The sequence below is a fragment of the Streptomyces sp. A3M-1-3 genome (assembly GCF_024213665.1).
Taxonomy (GTDB): domain Bacteria; phylum Actinomycetota; class Actinomycetes; order Streptomycetales; family Streptomycetaceae; genus Streptomyces.
The window spans coordinates 17,068-32,514 of sequence record NZ_JANAVP010000012.1; the positions used below are offsets into that span (position 1 = coordinate 17,068).

General features: G+C 68.9%; 16 protein-coding genes, 1 tRNA gene, 2 pseudogenes and 1 riboswitch. Of the genes and pseudogenes, 10 read left to right on the forward strand and 9 right to left on the reverse strand.

The features are described from left to right. Positions 1-2 precede the first annotated feature (2 nt). Complete coding sequence (locus NLX86_RS15545; protein ID WP_254372293.1) at positions 3-953, forward strand: PLP-dependent cysteine synthase family protein; 951 nt, start codon at positions 3-5, stop codon at positions 951-953. A gap of 113 nt (positions 954-1,066) precedes the next feature. On the opposite strand, the gene NLX86_RS15550 is transcribed toward NLX86_RS15545, so the two are convergent. Then, positions 1,067-1,555, reverse strand: coding sequence for a type II toxin-antitoxin system PemK/MazF family toxin (locus NLX86_RS15550; protein ID WP_254372294.1), 489 nt, complete (start codon positions 1,553-1,555; stop codon positions 1,067-1,069). A 177-nt stretch (positions 1,556-1,732) separates the two neighbouring features. Here NLX86_RS15550 and NLX86_RS15555 point away from each other — a divergent pair, with 177 nt between their 5' ends. Then, positions 1,733-2,485, forward strand: coding sequence for an MBL fold metallo-hydrolase (locus tag NLX86_RS15555; RefSeq protein WP_254372295.1), 753 nt, complete (start codon positions 1,733-1,735; stop codon positions 2,483-2,485). Positions 2,486-2,573: 88 nt separating this feature from the next. On the opposite strand, the gene NLX86_RS15560 is transcribed toward NLX86_RS15555, so the two are convergent. Next, positions 2,574-3,824, reverse strand: a complete 1,251-nt coding sequence (locus NLX86_RS15560; protein ID WP_254372296.1) for a PTS transporter subunit EIIC — start codon at positions 3,822-3,824, stop codon at positions 2,574-2,576. A 210-nt stretch (positions 3,825-4,034) separates the two neighbouring features. Further along, positions 4,035-5,300, reverse strand: coding sequence for a PTS transporter subunit EIIC (locus NLX86_RS15565; protein ID WP_254372297.1), 1,266 nt, complete (start codon positions 5,298-5,300; stop codon positions 4,035-4,037). Positions 5,301-5,535: 235 nt separating this feature from the next. On the opposite strand from NLX86_RS15565, the pseudogene NLX86_RS15570 reads away from it, so the two are divergent. From NLX86_RS15570 to rdgB, 4 genes and pseudogenes are all read left to right on the forward strand, one after another. Continuing rightward, positions 5,536-5,772: pseudogene (locus tag NLX86_RS15570) on the forward strand (glucose PTS transporter subunit EIIB); the annotation flags it as partial. A gap of 180 nt (positions 5,773-5,952) precedes the next feature. Continuing rightward, positions 5,953-6,678 carry a ribonuclease PH gene (gene rph, locus NLX86_RS15575; protein ID WP_254372299.1) on the forward strand — a complete coding sequence of 242 codons (726 nt, stop codon included), beginning with the start codon at positions 5,953-5,955 and terminating at the stop codon, positions 6,676-6,678. A gap of 104 nt (positions 6,679-6,782) precedes the next feature. Next, entirely contained in the window at positions 6,783-7,172 is a 390-nt protein-coding gene (locus tag NLX86_RS15580) for a hypothetical protein (RefSeq protein WP_254372300.1), read from the forward strand. Between the two features lie 22 nt (positions 7,173-7,194). After that, complete coding sequence (gene rdgB, locus NLX86_RS15585) at positions 7,195-7,797, forward strand: RdgB/HAM1 family non-canonical purine NTP pyrophosphatase (protein ID WP_254372301.1); 603 nt, start codon at positions 7,195-7,197, stop codon at positions 7,795-7,797. A gap of 44 nt (positions 7,798-7,841) precedes the next feature. On the opposite strand, the gene NLX86_RS15590 is transcribed toward rdgB, so the two are convergent. The 3 genes from NLX86_RS15590 to bcp form a co-directional block, all read right to left on the reverse strand. Further along, a tRNA-Leu gene (locus NLX86_RS15590) sits at positions 7,842-7,926 on the reverse strand. A gap of 53 nt (positions 7,927-7,979) precedes the next feature. After that, positions 7,980-9,449: an ATP-binding protein gene (locus NLX86_RS15595; protein ID WP_254372302.1), complete on the reverse strand. Its 1,470-nt coding sequence runs from the start codon at positions 9,447-9,449 to the stop codon at positions 7,980-7,982. Positions 9,450-9,518: 69 nt separating this feature from the next. Continuing rightward, positions 9,519-9,986 (reverse strand): thioredoxin-dependent thiol peroxidase, encoded by a 468-nt coding sequence (bcp, locus tag NLX86_RS15600; protein ID WP_254372303.1) that lies wholly within the window; start codon positions 9,984-9,986, stop codon positions 9,519-9,521. 140 nt (positions 9,987-10,126) lie between these two features. Here bcp and NLX86_RS15605 point away from each other — a divergent pair, with 140 nt between their 5' ends. The 3 genes from NLX86_RS15605 to NLX86_RS15615 all read left to right on the forward strand — a co-directional run bounded on the left by NLX86_RS15605 (position 10,127) and on the right by NLX86_RS15615 (position 11,300). Further along, the gene (locus NLX86_RS15605; protein ID WP_254372304.1) at positions 10,127-10,447 is read left to right on the forward strand and encodes a DUF3618 domain-containing protein; all 321 of its coding nucleotides are present in this window, start codon (positions 10,127-10,129) and stop codon (positions 10,445-10,447) included. A 55-nt stretch (positions 10,448-10,502) separates the two neighbouring features. Further along, positions 10,503-10,844, forward strand: coding sequence for a co-chaperone GroES (locus tag NLX86_RS15610; RefSeq protein ID WP_254372305.1), 342 nt, complete (start codon positions 10,503-10,505; stop codon positions 10,842-10,844). Positions 10,845-10,878: 34 nt separating this feature from the next. Then, positions 10,879-10,950: riboswitch (guanidine-III (ykkC-III) riboswitch) on the forward strand. A 29-nt stretch (positions 10,951-10,979) separates the two neighbouring features. Beyond that, positions 10,980-11,300: a multidrug efflux SMR transporter gene (locus NLX86_RS15615; protein ID WP_254372306.1), complete on the forward strand. Its 321-nt coding sequence runs from the start codon at positions 10,980-10,982 to the stop codon at positions 11,298-11,300. A gap of 75 nt (positions 11,301-11,375) precedes the next feature. Here NLX86_RS15615 and NLX86_RS15620 read toward each other — a convergent pair. Then, positions 11,376-11,765, reverse strand: a pseudogene (locus tag NLX86_RS15620) (IS982 family transposase); the annotation flags it as partial. A 19-nt stretch (positions 11,766-11,784) separates the two neighbouring features. Then, positions 11,785-12,267, reverse strand: a complete 483-nt coding sequence (locus NLX86_RS15625; RefSeq protein WP_254372307.1) for a MarR family transcriptional regulator — start codon at positions 12,265-12,267, stop codon at positions 11,785-11,787. A 58-nt stretch (positions 12,268-12,325) separates the two neighbouring features. On the opposite strand from NLX86_RS15625, the gene NLX86_RS15630 reads away from it, so the two are divergent. Beyond that, on the forward strand, positions 12,326-12,847 hold the full coding sequence (locus NLX86_RS15630) for an SgcJ/EcaC family oxidoreductase (protein WP_254372308.1): 522 nt from the start codon (positions 12,326-12,328) through the stop codon (positions 12,845-12,847). Between the two features lie 116 nt (positions 12,848-12,963). Here the strand turns inward: NLX86_RS15630 and NLX86_RS15635 are convergent, their stop codons facing one another. Beyond that, positions 12,964-15,441: a transglycosylase domain-containing protein gene (locus tag NLX86_RS15635; RefSeq protein WP_254372309.1), complete on the reverse strand. Its 2,478-nt coding sequence runs from the start codon at positions 15,439-15,441 to the stop codon at positions 12,964-12,966. Positions 15,442-15,447 lie beyond the last annotated feature (6 nt).

A 15,447-nucleotide genomic window follows, 5' to 3' on the forward strand; every position in this document is an offset into this window, starting at 1 on the left:
CGATGCGCTACGACTCCCCGCTGGCGGCGGTCGGCAACACGCCGCTGGTGCGCCTGCCCCGCCTGTCCCCGTCGGGCGACGTCCGTATCTGGGCCAAGCTGGAGGACCGCAACCCCACCGGCTCGATCAAGGACCGCCCCGCACTCCACATGGTCGAGCAGGCGGAGAAGGACGGCCGGCTGACCCCGGGCTGCACCATCCTGGAGCCGACCTCCGGCAACACCGGCATCTCGCTCGCCATGGCGGCCAAGCTCAAGGGCTACCGCATCGTGTGCGTGATGCCGGAGAACACCTCCCAGGAGCGCCGGGACCTGCTCGCCATGTGGGGCGCGGAGATCATCTCCTCCCCGGCCGCGGGCGGCTCCAACACCGCGGTCCGGGTGGCCAAGGAACTGGCCGCGGAAAACCCCAGCTGGGTGATGCTCTACCAGTACGGAAACCCGGACAACGCCGGCGCGCACTACGCGACCACCGGCCCGGAGATCCTCGCCGACCTGCCGTCCGTCACCCACTTCGTGGCGGGCCTGGGCACCACCGGCACCCTCATGGGCGTCGGCCGCTTCCTGCGCGAGCACAAGCCCGACATTAAGATCGTCGCCGCCGAGCCGCGGTACGACGACCTGGTCTACGGCCTGCGCAACCTGGACGAGGGCTTCGTCCCCGAGCTGTACGACGCGTCAGTGCTCACCACGCGCTTCTCGGTCGGCTCGGCGGACGCGGTCACCCGCACCCGGGAACTCCTCCAGCAGGAGGGCATCTTCGCGGGCGTCTCCACCGGCGCCGCCCTGCACGCGGCGATCGGCGTCGGCAGGAAGGCCGTGAAGGCCGGCGAGTCCGCGGACATCGTGTTCGTGGTGGCCGACGGCGGCTGGAAGTACCTCTCGACGGGCGTCTACACGGCGGCGACGACGGAAGAGGCCATCGAAACGCTCCAGGGCCAGCTCTGGGCGTAACGCGTCACACGTCCTGCTACCGGCGGCGTGGGGTGGTGGGGCGGCACAGCCCCTCACCCCGCTCACCCCGTCCCGCTCACCCCGTCCCGCTCACCCCGCCCCGCTCGTCCCGTTCATCCCGCCAGGTGACGGACCTGGTCCCACAGGGTGGGGTCCACCGGGCCGACCCGGCGCCTGAACTCCCACAGCGGAACATCCCGCAGCTCACCCGTCTCCAGGAAGCTCGGGCGCCCCTGCGGGTCGCCCACCACCCCCGGCGGCAACGCGATCACGCCCGGCCGCTCGTCGTGGTACCTGCTGGTGATCTTCGCGACGCGGCTGGACCCACCGCGCACCGACAGCACCAGGCACGGCCGGTCCTTCGCCCCCGGCCCGTCCTCGTACGGCACGGCCGCCCACCAGATCTCGCCCGGCTGCGGCGTGCGCTGCGGCATGCGCAGCGGCTTGCGCTGAGGCGCCCGTACCGGACCGCCGGGACCGCGGGGACGACCCGGCCGCCCGGGCGGCCGGGCCCGGCCACCGGGCCGGCGCAGGCCCGCGACCACGGCGACCAGCGCCACGGCCACCGCCGCGGCCAGCGCGGGCCACCAGGACGTATCCATGCCCCGAAGGTACCGGCGCCCGCGCCGTACGGCGCGACGGCCGCCCGAACCGGTGACAGAGCAGGTGAGTTCCCCCACAACGGTCCGCCGTGGAGGAGCGACCAGACCTTTCGCGCCTTACGCTCGACGCACCGCACGACCCCTGCCGCGCGCCTCGTCCACGGAGGTTCCTGCTCCATGAAGCTCACCGTCGTCGGTTGCTCGGGTTCGTTCCCGTCTGCGGATTCGGCCTGCTCGAGCTACCTCGTCGAGGCCGACGGCTTCCGGCTGCTCCTCGACATGGGCAACGGCGCCCTCGGCGAGCTGCAGCGCCACATCGGTCTCTACGACCTCGACGCCGTCTTCCTCAGCCATCTGCACGCGGACCACTGCATCGACATGTGCGCGTACTTCGTGGCCCGCTACTACCGCCACGACGGCGGGCGCTGCGACGCCCTCCCCGTCTACGGCCCGGAAGGCACCGAGCAGCGCCTCACCACCGCGTACGAGGACGTGCCCGACGAGAAGTCGATGAGCGAGGTCTTCGACTTCCGCACCCTCAAGCCCGGCTCCTTCGCGCTGGGCCCCTTCCAGGTCCGTACGGAGAGGGTCCGCCACCCGGTCGAGGCATTCGGCATCCGGATCGAGCACGACGGCAAGTCCCTCACGTACTCCGGCGACACCGGAGTCAGCGACTCCCTGAACGAACTGGCCGCCGAGGCGGACCTGTTCCTGTGCGAGGCGTCCTTCACGCACGGCAAGGAAGACATCCCCGACCTGCACCTCAACGGCCGCGAGGCGGGCGAGCAGGCGCAGCGCGCGAACGTCGGCCGACTCGTACTGACGCACATCCCGCCATGGACGGACGGCAGCCGGAACCTCGAAGACGCGCAGGCGATGTACGACGGGCCGTCCGAGCTGGCCCGCGCCGGGGCGACGTACCAGATCTGACCCTGGGGTCAGCCCGTACGCCGAAGCCTCCACCTCTCGTACCGACAGGTGGAGGCTTCAGTGTTCCGGGATCAGCCGGGAAGGACGATCAGGCCTTGGTGAGGTCCTCGATCTCCTCCTCCGGCTCGCGGCCCGGGGTGGGGAGGTTGAACTTGACGATCGCGAAGCGGAAGACGATGTAGTAGATCGCCGCGAACGCGAGACCGATCGGGATGATCATCCAGGGCTTGGTCGCCAGGCCCCAGTTCAGTACGTAGTCGATCGCACCGGCCGAGAAGCTGAAGCCGTGGTGCACCCCCAACGCCCAGGTCACCGCCATCGAGATGGCGGTCAGCACCGCGTGGATCGCGTACAGGACCGGCGCGATGAACATGAACGCGAACTCGATCGGCTCGGTGATGCCGGTGACGAAGGACGTCAGCGCGAGCGACATCATCATGCCGAGGACGGCCTTGCGGCGCTCGGGGCGGGCGCAGTGGGCGATCGCCAGGGCGGCGGCCGGCAGCGCGAACATCATGATCGGGAAGAAGCCGGACATGAACTGGCCGGCGGTGGGGTCACCGTGGAAGAAGCGCGGCAGGTCGCCGTGCCACATCGTGCCGGCGGAGTCCTTGAAGGAGCCGATCTCCTGCCAGGCGACGGTGTTGACGAACTGGTGCATACCGATGGGCAGTAGCGCACGGTTGATCACACCGAAGATGCCGGCACCGACGGCGCCCAGGCCGGTCATCCACTCGCCGAAGCTGGTGATGACGGCGCCGATGGGCTCCCAGACCAGGCCGAAGAGAACACCCATCGCGGTGCCGACGAAGGCCATGAGGATCGGGACGAGGCGGCGGCCGTTGAAGAAGCCGAGCCAGTCGACCAGCTTGGTGCGGTGGTAGCGCTGCCAGATCACGGCGGCCAGCAGACCCATGACGATGCCGCCGAACACCTTGGGGTCGTTGTAGGTCGCCGCGACGTCCGCGCCCGCCTGGACCTTGGCCTCACTGACGGGGAACGCGGTCAGCACGTTCTTGTAGACCAGGAAGCCGACGAGCGCGGCGAGCGCGGTGGAGCCGTCCGCCTTCTTGGCGAAGCCGATGGCGATGCCTATGCAGAACAGGAGCGGCAGGTTCGCGAACACGGCGTCACCCGCCGTGGCGAACACCGCGGCGACCTTGTTCCAGCCGAGGCCGTTCTTGCCGAAGACATCGTCCTGACCGAGGCGGAGCAGAATGCCCGCGGCCGGCAGGACTGCGATGGGCAGCTGCAGGCTACGGCCGATCTTCTGCAGATTCTGGAACAGCCCGGAACCCCGCTTCTTCGCGGGTGCCGCCGTGGTGGTGGCCGTACTCATGTCTTCCTCCATGGGCTCCGGTGCTGCCAGGGGACATGAGGGAGGGGGCAGCATCAGTGGTCTACACCACTCGGTGGTGTAGACCAGTTCTAGCATGTGAAGGAGGGATAAGGAACCCTCGATTCCGTGGTTCGGAACACACGGGACACGCACGGCAAAGCCCCCGGACCGGGAGGGGTCCGAGGGCCTGGGTGACTGGGTGCGCGAACGCTACGGCCTGGTGACGTCCTGCGCGACCTCCCCCTCCACCTCCTTGGGCTCGCGGCCGGGCGTGGGGATGTCGAACCTGGTGATCACAAAGCGGAAGACCGCGTAGTACACGACGGCGAATCCCAGACCGATCGGGATGATCAGCCACGGTTTCGTGTCGAGATGCCAGTTGACGACGTAGTCGATGAGACCGGCCGAGAAGCTGAAGCCCGCATGCACCCCGAGCGCCCAAGTGATCGCCATCGACGCGCCCGTCAGCAGCGCGTGGATGCCGTACAGCAGCGGCGCCGCGAACATGAAGGAGAACTCGATCGGCTCGGTCACGCCCGTGACGAACGAGGTGAGACCGACCGAGAACATCAGTCCCGCCACCTCCTTGCGGCGCTCGGGACGGGCGCAGTGCGCGATGGCAAGTGCGGCCGCCGGAAGCCCGAACATCATGATCGGGAAGAACCCCGACATGAACTGACCCGCCGTGGGGTCCTCGGCGAAGAACCGCGTCAGATCTCCCTGCACGACCTTGCCGTCCTCGCCCCTGAACTCACCCGCCTGGAACCAGAAGAAGGTGTTCAGGAACTGGTGCATGCCGATCGGGATGAGCAGCCGGTTGGCCACACCGAAGATGCCCGCGCCCCAGGCTCCCAGATCGATCAGGTGCTTGGAGAACCAGTTCAGCGCATCGCCCACCGGCTCCCACAGCAGTCCGAACAGCACGCCGAGGATGACGCAGACGAACGCCATGATGATCGGCACCAGCCGGCGGCCGTTGAAGAACCCGAGCCAGTCGACCAGCTTGGTGCGGTGGTAGCGCTGCCAGATCGTGGCAGTCAGCAGACCGATCAGGATGCCGCCGAGAACCCCGGGATTCTGTGGCTCCCCCTCCGGGAGCACCTCGGTGACCGAGCCCTCGACGGGAAACGCCTCCAGAACGCTGCTGTAGACAAGGAAGCCGACGACGGCCGCCAGGGCGGTCGAACCGTCCGCCTTCTTCGCGAAGCCGATCGCGACGCCGATGCAGAACAGCAGCGGCAGTCCGAACCTCCCGTCCAGGATCGCGGTCCCGCCCGCCAGGAGGACCTTGGTCGTCTTGTCCCAGAACGCGCCGTGCAGATAGGCGTCGAACAGGTTGCCCAGACTCACGAGCAGGCCCGCGGCCGGCAGCACCGCCACCGGGAGCTGGAGGCTTCGTCCGACCTTCTGGAGCCCCTGGAACAGGCCGCCCCACCACCTCCGCTGCGGCGCTGCCGCAGTGCTGCTCGCGCTCATCGGCGTCCTCCCGAACAGGCGGTTTGGCGGTTGGCGCACACTGGTGTAGACCAGTTGCGGTACGGTCCCGGAGGGCGGCCGGAGGGCAGGCAACCGGTGATCGTCATCATTCGACACAAGCCCGACGCCCGCCCGTGAAGATGGGCCAACCGTGCGTTACCGTGACAAAGCGGACCAACGCTGGGCCGAGACAGCGCTCTTTGGCAGCGCTCTTTGAAAAGCAAGCAGGGAGAAATACATGGCCACCAAGGCTGAGAAGATCGTCGCCGGGCTCGGCGGGCTCGACAACATCGAAGAGATCGAGGGCTGCATCACCCGCCTCCGCACCGAAGTCGTCGACCCCTCCCTCGTCGACGAAGCAGCGCTCAAGGCCGCCGGCGCCCACGGCGTCGTCAAGATGGGCACCGCGATCCAGGTCGTCATCGGCACCGACGCCGACCCCATCGCCGCCGACATCGAAGACATGATGTGAGCTGACACCCGCTCACACCCGCCGGCCCCGCCACCACCCGCACAACGCCGGCATCCGGCCCCAGGCATCCGGCATCCGGCACCCCGCATCCCGCACCCCGCACCCCCGAAGGCCCCGTACCGGCCCGCCCCCCCGGCACCGGCACGGGGCCTGCGCGCACCAGCCGCTAGGCTCGGCCCCATGTCTCGCATCGACGGCCGCACCCCCGACCAGCTCCGTCCCGTCACCATCGAACGCGGATGGAGCAAGCACGCCGAGGGCTCCGTCCTCATCTCCTTCGGCGACACCAAAGTCTTCTGCACCGCCTCCTTCACCGAAGGCGTCCCCCGCTGGCGCAAGGGCAGCGGCGAAGGCTGGGTCACCTCCGAGTACTCGATGCTGCCCCGCTCCACCAACACCCGCGGCGACCGCGAATCCGTACGCGGCAGGATCGGCGGCCGCACCCACGAGATCTCCCGCCTCATCGGCCGCTCGCTCCGCGCAGTCATCGACTACAAGGCCCTCGGCGAGAACACCATCGTCCTCGACTGCGACGTCCTCCAGGCCGACGGCGGCACCCGCACCGCCGCCATCACCGGCGCCTACGTCGCACTCGCCGACGCCATCACCTGGGGCCAGAGCAAGAAAATCATCAAAGCCGGCCGCAAGCCCCTCACCGGAACCGTCGCCGCCGTCAGCGTCGGCATCGTCGACGGCGTCCCCCTCCTCGACCTCTGCTACGAGGAAGACGTCCGCGCCGAAACCGACATGAACGTCGTCTGCACCGGCGACGGCCGCTTCGTCGAAGTCCAGGGCACGGCAGAGGCCGAACCCTTCGACCGCAAGGAGCTCAACGCGCTCCTCGACCTCGCCGCCGGCGGCTGCGCCGACCTCCAGGCACTGCAGGCCACCGCACTCGACACGTAACCAAGCAACCGGATACGCCATCGCCGGCGTCATCACACACACGGGCGTACGGGCCAAACCGTGCGCCCGTCCGCACAGCCCGCACCCTGGGGAGGGACCGTTCCATGGCCTCGCGCCGCCGACGTAACGCCGCACTCGCAGCAGCCGCCGCACTCATCGCCATTCCCACCGCCATCGGCTGCAGTGCCATCGACAAGGCATTCGACTGCGCCCAGACCGCCGTCGCCATCACCGACAGCGTCAACGACCTCCAGCAGGCCGTCTCCAACGCGGGCAACAGCCCGCAGGAGGCCAAGGAGGCCCTCGACCAGATCGAGAAGAACCTGGGCGACCTCGGCGACAAGACCGACAACGCCGACGTCGGCAAGGCCGTCGACGACCTCACCACCGGCGTGAAGAACGTCCGCGACGCCATCGAGACCGGCGACGCCACCCCGGACATCACCCCGGTCACCGACGCCGCCTCCGAACTGACCAACGTCTGCTCGCCCTGACCCACCCCCGATAATCGGTGGCATGACCCGCCTGATCCTCGCCACCCGCAACGCGGGCAAAATCACCGAACTCCACGCCATCCTGTCCGCCGCCGGCCTGCCCCACGAGCTGGTCGGCGCGGACGCCTACCCCCACATCCCGGACGTCAAGGAAACCGGCGTCACCTTCGCCGAGAACGCCCTCCTCAAGGCCCACACCCTCGCCCGCGCCACCGGCCTCCCCGCCATCGCGGACGACTCGGGCCTCTGCGTCGACGTACTGAACGGCGCCCCCGGCATCTTCTCCGCCCGCTGGGCCGGGCAGCACGGCGACGACCGCGCCAACCTCAACCTGCTCCTGGCCCAGCTCTCGGACATCGACGACGCCCACCGGGGCGCCCACTTCGCCTGCGCGGCGGCGCTGGCCCTCCCGGACGGCACGGAAAGGGTGGTCGAAGGCCACCTCGCGGGCACCCTCCGCCACACCCCATCAGGAACGGGAGGCTTCGGCTACGACCCGATCCTGCAACCGGACGGCGAAACGCGCACCTGCGCGGAGCTGACCCCGGACGAGAAGAACGCGATCAGCCACAGGGGCAAGGCGTTCCGGGCGCTGGTCCCGGTGGTACGGGAGCTGCTGGGCTGACGTACGCCGAAGGGCCGCCCCACCGGGGCGGCCCTTCTTCTATGTGCGGCCGGTGGGATTCGAACCCACACGGGATTTCTCCCACGGCGTTCTAAGCGCCGCTCGGCTGCCTGGTTACGACACGGCCGCAAGCCGCCAACCATGGTACCCGTCCGACAGTCGGCGGAGCTCGCAATTGTGGGTCAGTCTCCCGCGTACAACCTGTTCAGGTCGACCAGTTCGACGTCCGAGCGATCATCCGCGGTCTGCCTGAGCGCGTCGCTGAAACCAGAGCGGGCAAAGAGCAGAAGCTTGGGCAGCGTGCCGACTTTGGTGCTCGGCAGGAGTCCCCGGAGGTGTTCCAAGCGCTGCAAGTGCGGCAGATCCATGGGTGTGGCGGTGCCCTTGGCTTCGCCGATGGCCGTGACGCGGTCGGCGTTGAATGGCAGGGATTCGGTGACCACCACGTCGATCTCGTGGCCGCGTTTGTGCTCGCGGCAGGGCATCTCCGTGGGTCGCACCACGGTGGCCTTACCACCCAAGGTGGCTTCCGCTGCGTGCTCGGCGCACCACTGGCGGGCGAGGTCCTCGAAGTGAGGACCGTAGATCCTTGCGGCGATCGTGTCGGCGTTGTCGGCCCACACCTGGTCGGCCCGGCCGATCACGAGTTCGGGTTCGTGCCGCTGGATGAGGAGCTGGTGCAGGCGGACCACGGGTTCAGCGACCCTGAAGACACTGCGTCTCTCGCGAAGTGCGTCGTCCGTCTGCTCAAGCAGTCCGATGTCCTGGAGCCCCGCGAGCAGATGGGCCAGCGCGCTGCTGGGGCGCCCGAGAGTGGCGGCGATTTCGGACCGCCTGTGCTGGCCACTGCTCACGGCTGTGAGCACAGAGGCGTATGACGTGGGATCGGCGATGGAGGGCTCTTCGCGTAGCAGCAGGCTTCCTTCGCGGAACATGGCGGAGGCCGGGTTGAGTAGTCGGCGTTGTACCCAGCCGTCGAAGTCATCGACGGAAACAGGGCCCGCCCCTCCGCACATCTCCTTGTACGCGGGAGTGCCGCCGACCAGGGCGTTGAGCCTGAACGCGAGTTCGGGTTCCGTTGCCACACCCCAGAAGGCGGCGGCTTCCCGGTAGCGGAACGGACGTACGACCAGCTCAAGGCTGGCCCGACCTCGCAAAGGTGCGCCGCCGCTGAGGAGCTGGGCCATCGTGGTGAGGGCGCTGCCGCACAGGATGAGCCGGGTGCGGGTGTGTTCCTTGGCGTGGCTGAGCGGGCTCAAGGCTTGTTGCAGGTAAGACGGTAGCGCTGGGGTCGCGGCGACGAGGTAAGGGAACTCGTCAATGACGACTGGGAGTTCGCTCTCTTCTCCGATGCGGAGGATCTCGTCAAGCGCTTCGCGCCAGTCCGCAAACAGCACAGGCCGCCGTATGCCGCGGTACTCCGCGTAGGCGCGTCCCAGGTCAGCGAGATTCTGCGCCTCGCTCTGCTGTGTCGCAGCGAACAGGAAACCACCGGTCTCCCGTGCGAGCAGCTCGAGCATCAGAGTCTTGCCTTGCCGTCGCCGCCCGTAGACCAGCCCCAGCGTGGCCCCGGGCTGGGCGGAACCTGTGAACTCGCTGAGAGCGCCCCATTCGGTATCCCGGGCGAAGAGCCGCTGCGGTTTTGCGCTCATGCGCACCCTCCGAAGGAATGATAGGTGTGGCTATCATAGCTGCACCTATCATTCCTGCCCGGATATATCTCAGATGGCCAGGTCCTTGATGATCTTGGCTACGTGGCCCGTCGCCTTCACGTTGTACAGCGCCCGCTCCACCTTGCCCTCCTCGTCCACGATCACTGTCGAGCGGATCACGCCCGTCACCGTCTTGCCGTACAGCTTCTTCTCGCCGAAGGCTCCGTACGCCGTGAGTACCCCCTTGGCGGGGTCGCCCAGCAGCGTGACCTTCAGGTCCTCCTTCTCGCGGAACTTCGCGAGCTTCTCCGGCTTGTCCGGGGACACGCCGATCACGTCGTAGCCCGCGCCCGCCAGCACCTCCAGGTTGTCCGTGAAGTCGCACGCCTGCTTGGTGCAGCCGGGGGTCAGGGCGGCCGGGTAGAAGTAGACGATGACCTTGCGGCCCTTGTGGTCCGCGAGCGAGACGTCGTTGCCGTCGGCGTCGGGCAGGGTGAAGGCGGGGGCGGTGTCGCCGGGCTGGAGTCGCTCGCTCATCAAGGTCTCCTCGGTAGGTCGGTAGGGGGGACGGGCGTACGGCATCGAGCGTAATAGGGGTGCCGTGGGGTGCGATGCGTCCGAAGCTGACAGACTGTCGAGCAAGGACTTACGAAACATACGACGACGGAGGCAGCGCGGTGTCGGATGCCAGGACCCCTGCGCAGATCGAGGCGGACATCATCCGCAGGCGCGACCAGCTTGCCGGGACGCTCGACGAGATCGGGATGCGTATGCACCCCAGGACGATCATCGGGGACGCCAAGGCGAGGGTCGCTTCGACAGTGGACCAGACCGCCGGGCGGGCTTTCGTCGCCGTGAACCGGACCGTCACCGACGTGCGCGGCAAGCTCGTGTCGGACAACGGCGCGCCGCGGCTGGAGCGGATCGTGCCGGTGGCGCTGGTGGTCGTGGGTGTCGTGGGGCTGCTGGCCTTCTCGGCGCGGCGCAGGCGGGGATGACGCTCCGGTGACCCTCAGGGGTGCGCCGGGCGTCCGGGAAGGTAGGTTCGGTGGGGTGAGCGAGAACACCACCCACGACAAGCTGCCCATCCGGATGCTGCACGACCGTGTGCTGGTCCGGTCCGACATCCCCGAGGGCGAGCGGCGGTCGGGCGGCGGGATTCTGATCCCTGCGACCGCGGCGGTGGGCCGGCGGCTGGCCTGGGCCGCGGTGGTCGCGGTCGGGCAGAACGTACGGACCGTGGAGCCGGGGGACCGGGTGCTGTACGACCCGGAGGACCGGGCCGAGGTCGAGGTGCGGGGCGTGGCGTACGTACTGATGCGGGAGCGCGATCTGCACGCGGTGGCGGCGGAGCGGCTGGAGGGGTCGGAGGACTCGACCGGGTTGTACCTGTAGTAGATGGGCTGGTGACTGGCGTCACCGGCCCTCTTGCTGCCCGTTTGCTACGGTTGGGGGAACCCGACGAGACGCGCCGTACCGGGCTTCGCAAAGACGACGCACCCCGTGTTTCCACGTCTCGGAGGTGCCGTCATGGCCTGGGTTGTTCTTCTTGTCGCCGGTCTGCTCGAGGTCGGCTGGTCGATCGGTATGAAGTACACCGACGGGTTCACCCGTCTCTGGCCGAGTGTGTTCACCGGCCTCGGCATTGTCGCGAGCATGTTGCTGCTGTCGCACGCCGCGAAGACGCTGCCGATCGGTACGGCCTATGGCGTCTGGGTGGGTATCGGTGCGGCCGGTGCGGCGGTGCTCGGCATGGTGGTGCTCGGTGAGCCGGCCACCGCCGCGCGGATCTTCTTCGTCTGTCTGCTGCTGGTCGCCGTGGTGGGTCTGAAGGCGACCTCCGGCCACTAGACGATGAGTTCAAGGTTGAGTAGTCGTAGGCGGTGAGGAGCGGTGGATCGGTGCGCCGGTCTTTTCGTTGTGCCGGAAGGCGATCGGCAGGCCGCCGAGAGTGCAGACCAAGTGCAGGCGGAGGCCCCAGAAGTAGCGCGAGTGGCTGGCGCAGTAGCCGCATTGGGCCCATCCGGCCGGTCGGAGCGCTTGGCGGTCTCCCGGGAGCGGCCGCACTCCACGGCGGTGGAGTCGACCACCCAGACGTCGTCGCTCCACAGCGTGGTGTCCGCGGCCGGCTCCCCGATGTACGTGCCGGACAAGGTCGGCGGCGTGCCGCAGGCGCTTGTTGCAGCCTTTTTGTCAGCTCAGTCGCGGGGAGATCCCGACCTTCGGCCGCCAGGGTGCGAGCTGCGGCAAAGCGTTCAACAGGTCGTCAGTCTTCATGCACAGTGCCCTGGCGAGGGTGTCCGGTTCGGTCGTCACAAATTGGCAGTAGACGAGGTCACCGGTCCCGCGTTCGTCCACGGACGGGCAACCCCCTCAGGCGCGTCGTCTGCTCTTCTTGGACCCGGCGGGCCGTCTCCAGGAAGTCGATGATCACGGCGACCTGCTCCTCGCCATAGCGCCGGAGCGCCAACATCCCCGCCTCACCGATGGGCCCGTACACCTCGCGCTCAGCGGCGCGGGCAGCCTCGGTGGCGGCGACCAGAACCCGCCGCCGGTTGGCGGCGTCCCGGCTGCGGGTGACGAAGCCCGCTCGTTCGAGGCGGTCGATGGCGGTTGTCGTCGCCGCCGGGCTGAGCTTGGCAGCAGTGGTGAGCTCTCCGGCCGACATCGGCTCTTTGGCCAGGACCAGATCCAGGCAGCGCAGGTCGGTGCGGTTCAGTCCCAGCATGGCCGCGGCCGCCTCGTCGAAGGCGTCGAAGCTCTGCTGGAGCATCCTCATCTGCAGGGCGACCTCGCCCATGGCCCTATCTTTCGACATTCGAAGCTTTCTGTTAGCGTAAGATTCGACAGTCGAAATGATAGCTCAGGAGGACGCCATGCCCACCAGTGACGAGCAGATCACGGAGTTGTTCGAACAGTTCATGCACGCGTGGACCGACAATGACGCCGCCGCCTTCGGTGCCTGCTTCACCGCCGACGCCGACTACGTCTCCTACGACGGCACCCACGCGACCGGCCGCCCGGCCCTCCAGGACAACCACGACCGGCTCTTCCGCGGGGTGCTGGCCGGCTCGGCACTCGTCGGCGAACCGGAGGCGATCCGCCACATCACCCCTGATGTCGCCGTCGTTCACGGCACGGCATCGGTGCTGATGCCCTGGCGGTCCAAGCTGCCCAAACGGCGCCTCTCCCGGCAGACTCTCGTGGTCGTCCGCACCGAGCAGGGCTGGCGGATCTCCGCCATCCACAACGGTCGCGTCCGGCCGGTGACCATCCCCGACCCCGGCGCCTTCCCGTCCCGCATGTCACAGGCGATGAGCAGGATCGGCCGACGCCTGGGCATCGGCCGCCCCGCCCCCGGCACCCCGCGGACCACCACACCCGCGACGCAGACCTGACACGCGAGGCACCGCTCGGCCTGCACCCGGCCACCCGTGGTGCACCGCAGCGAGCCCAGCAGTGCTGGCGGAAGTCCTCGTCCGCAACCAGCCCTTGGACTCATTCATCCAGGGGTTCAACGGTTTCGGGGGCGGGTGCCCTGGGCGCCGGTGGTGTCCGTGGCCCCGCCCCCGTCCGTTGCGCCCCCCTCGGTGGCGCCTCCGGTGTCAGCGGCGCCGCCGTCGGTCGCGCCGCCGCCGTCCGTCGCACCCCCGTCCGTGGTGCCGCCCCCGTTGGTCGTACCGCCCCCGTCCGTGGTGCCTCCGTTGGTCGTTCCTCCGGTGGCGCCCCCGGTGTCGGTCGTGCCGCCACCGGTGGTGCCGCCCTGAGTCTGGCCGCCCTGCGTGGGACCCCCTTGCGTCTGGCCACCCTGAGACTGGCCGCCCTGCGTGGGTCCGCCCTGGGTCCGGCCGCCCTGGTCCTGGCCCTGGGTTTCGCGGTCGCGGGGCTCCCACGTGTCCGGGTCCTCGTCCTGGTCCTCCGGGCTGCGGATCTCGTCCGCGCCTGCCTGGACGTCCAGGTCGAAGTCGACGCGGTCGCTGCCCTCCAGCGCGTTCTTCGTGTACTCGGCCCAGATCCGGGCCGGGAAGCCGCCGCCGTTGATGCGGGCTTCGCCGAGCGTCCCGTACAGCGGCAGGAGTTTGCCGGTGTCGGGGTCCTGGCCCATCACCGCGACGACGGTGGCGAGGTCGGGGGTGTAGCCGGCGAACCAGGCGGCGCGGTCCTCCTCGGCGGTGCCGGTCTTGCCGGCGGCGGGGCGGCCGGCGGCGAGGGCGGCGGTGCCGGTGCCGTTCTGGACGACGGTCCGCAGGACGGAGGTGGTGGTGTCGGCGGCCTCGCGCGTCACCATGCGCACGCTGTCCTGCGGGGGGAGTTCGAGGGCGGTGCCGTCCTTGGTGATCTTCTCGACCATGGAGTACGTGACGCGTTCGCCGTGGTTGGCGAGGGTGGCGTACGCCTGGGTCATGTCGAGGACGCTTGCCTGCGCGGTGCCGAGCGCGATGGAGGGGACGGCGTCCATGGCCGGGGTGTCCTCGGGGATGCCGAGGTCGACGGCGGTCTGTTCGACCCTGTCGGGGCCGACGTCGGCCGCCATCTGTGCGTAGACGGAGTTGACGGACTTGTCGGTGGCGGTGCGGACGGTGATCGGCCCGTACGAGACGTCGTCCTCGTTCGCCGGGGCGTAGCCGGCGCGGCCGTCCAGGCCTTGGACGGGGCGCTTGTTGGTGCCGTCGTAGACGGTGTTGGGGGTGATCCGCCGGCCGTCCTGGGTCGAGGAGCGGTTCTCGACGGCCGAGGTGAGGACGAACGGCTTGAACGTGGAGCCGACCTGGTAGTCGCGGCGGGTGGCGTTGTTGACGTACTGCCGGGTGTAGTCGAAGCCGCCGTACATGGCGACGACCTTGCCGGTCTCGGGGTCGATGGAGGCGCCGCCGGCCCGGACGATGCGGTCCTTCTTGCGGTCCTTGTCGATTGCGCTGACGAGTTCCTCGTCGACCGCCTCGACGAAGTCGTTCTGCCGTGTCTTGTCGATGGTGGTGGTGATGCGGTAGCCGCCGGAGGCGAGTGTCTTCTCGTCGATGATGCCGTGGGTGGTGAGGTAGTCCCTGACGGCTTCGACGAGGTAGCCGCGCTGTCCGGACATGCCGGAGGGTGCCTTGGCCGTGCCGGGGACGGGGAACTTCATGGTGGCGCGGTCGGCGGGGGTGAGCCACTTCTCCTTGACCATGCCGTTGAGGACGTAGTTCCAGCGGTTGACGGCCTTGGCCTTGTTCTGGGGGTGGGCGACGACGTCGTACGCGCTGGGGGCGTTGAGGAGCGCGGCGAGGTACGCGCCTTCGGCGGTGGTGAGGGTGCGGGCGTCCTTGGCGTAGTACGCCTGGGAGGCGGCCTGGATGCCGTAGGCGTTGCGGCCGAAGTAACTGGTGTTCAGGTAGCCCTCGAGGATGGAGTCCTTGCTCTCCTCGCGGCCGAGTTTGACCGCGATGAAGAACTCCTTGGCCTTGCGGGTGACGGTCTGTTCCTGGCCGAGGTAGTAGTTCTTCACGTACTGCTGGGTGATGGTGGAGCCGGACTGCTTGCCCTTGCCGGTGACGGTGTTCCAGGCGGCGCGGACCATGGCCTGGGGGTCGACGGCCCGTTCGGAGTAGAAGTCGCGGTCCTCGGCGGAGAGCACGGCCTGCTGGACGGTTCTGGGCACCTCGGCGAGTTTGATGTTCTGCCGGTTGACCTCGCCGTCGCGGGCGAGTGGGGAGCCGTCGGCGTAGAGGTAGACGTTGTTCTGGGCGGTGGCGGCGGCGTTGGCGGGTGGGATGGGAACCAGGAGGTAGCCGATGACGAGGCCGCCGACGATGAGGAGAGCGAGCAGCAGGAAGGTGCTGAGGACCATCCGCCAGGTGGGGAGGAGGCGGCGGAGGCCGGTGCGCTGGGGGCGGGGCTTCTTTCCGGCCTTTCCGGGCTGCGCGGGACCGTGTGCCGTCGCGGGGGCGGCGGGGGCGGCGGGGGCCGCGGGGTCCCGGGGGGTCCAGCCCTGCTTGTGTTGCTCGTCGCTCATGTCTGT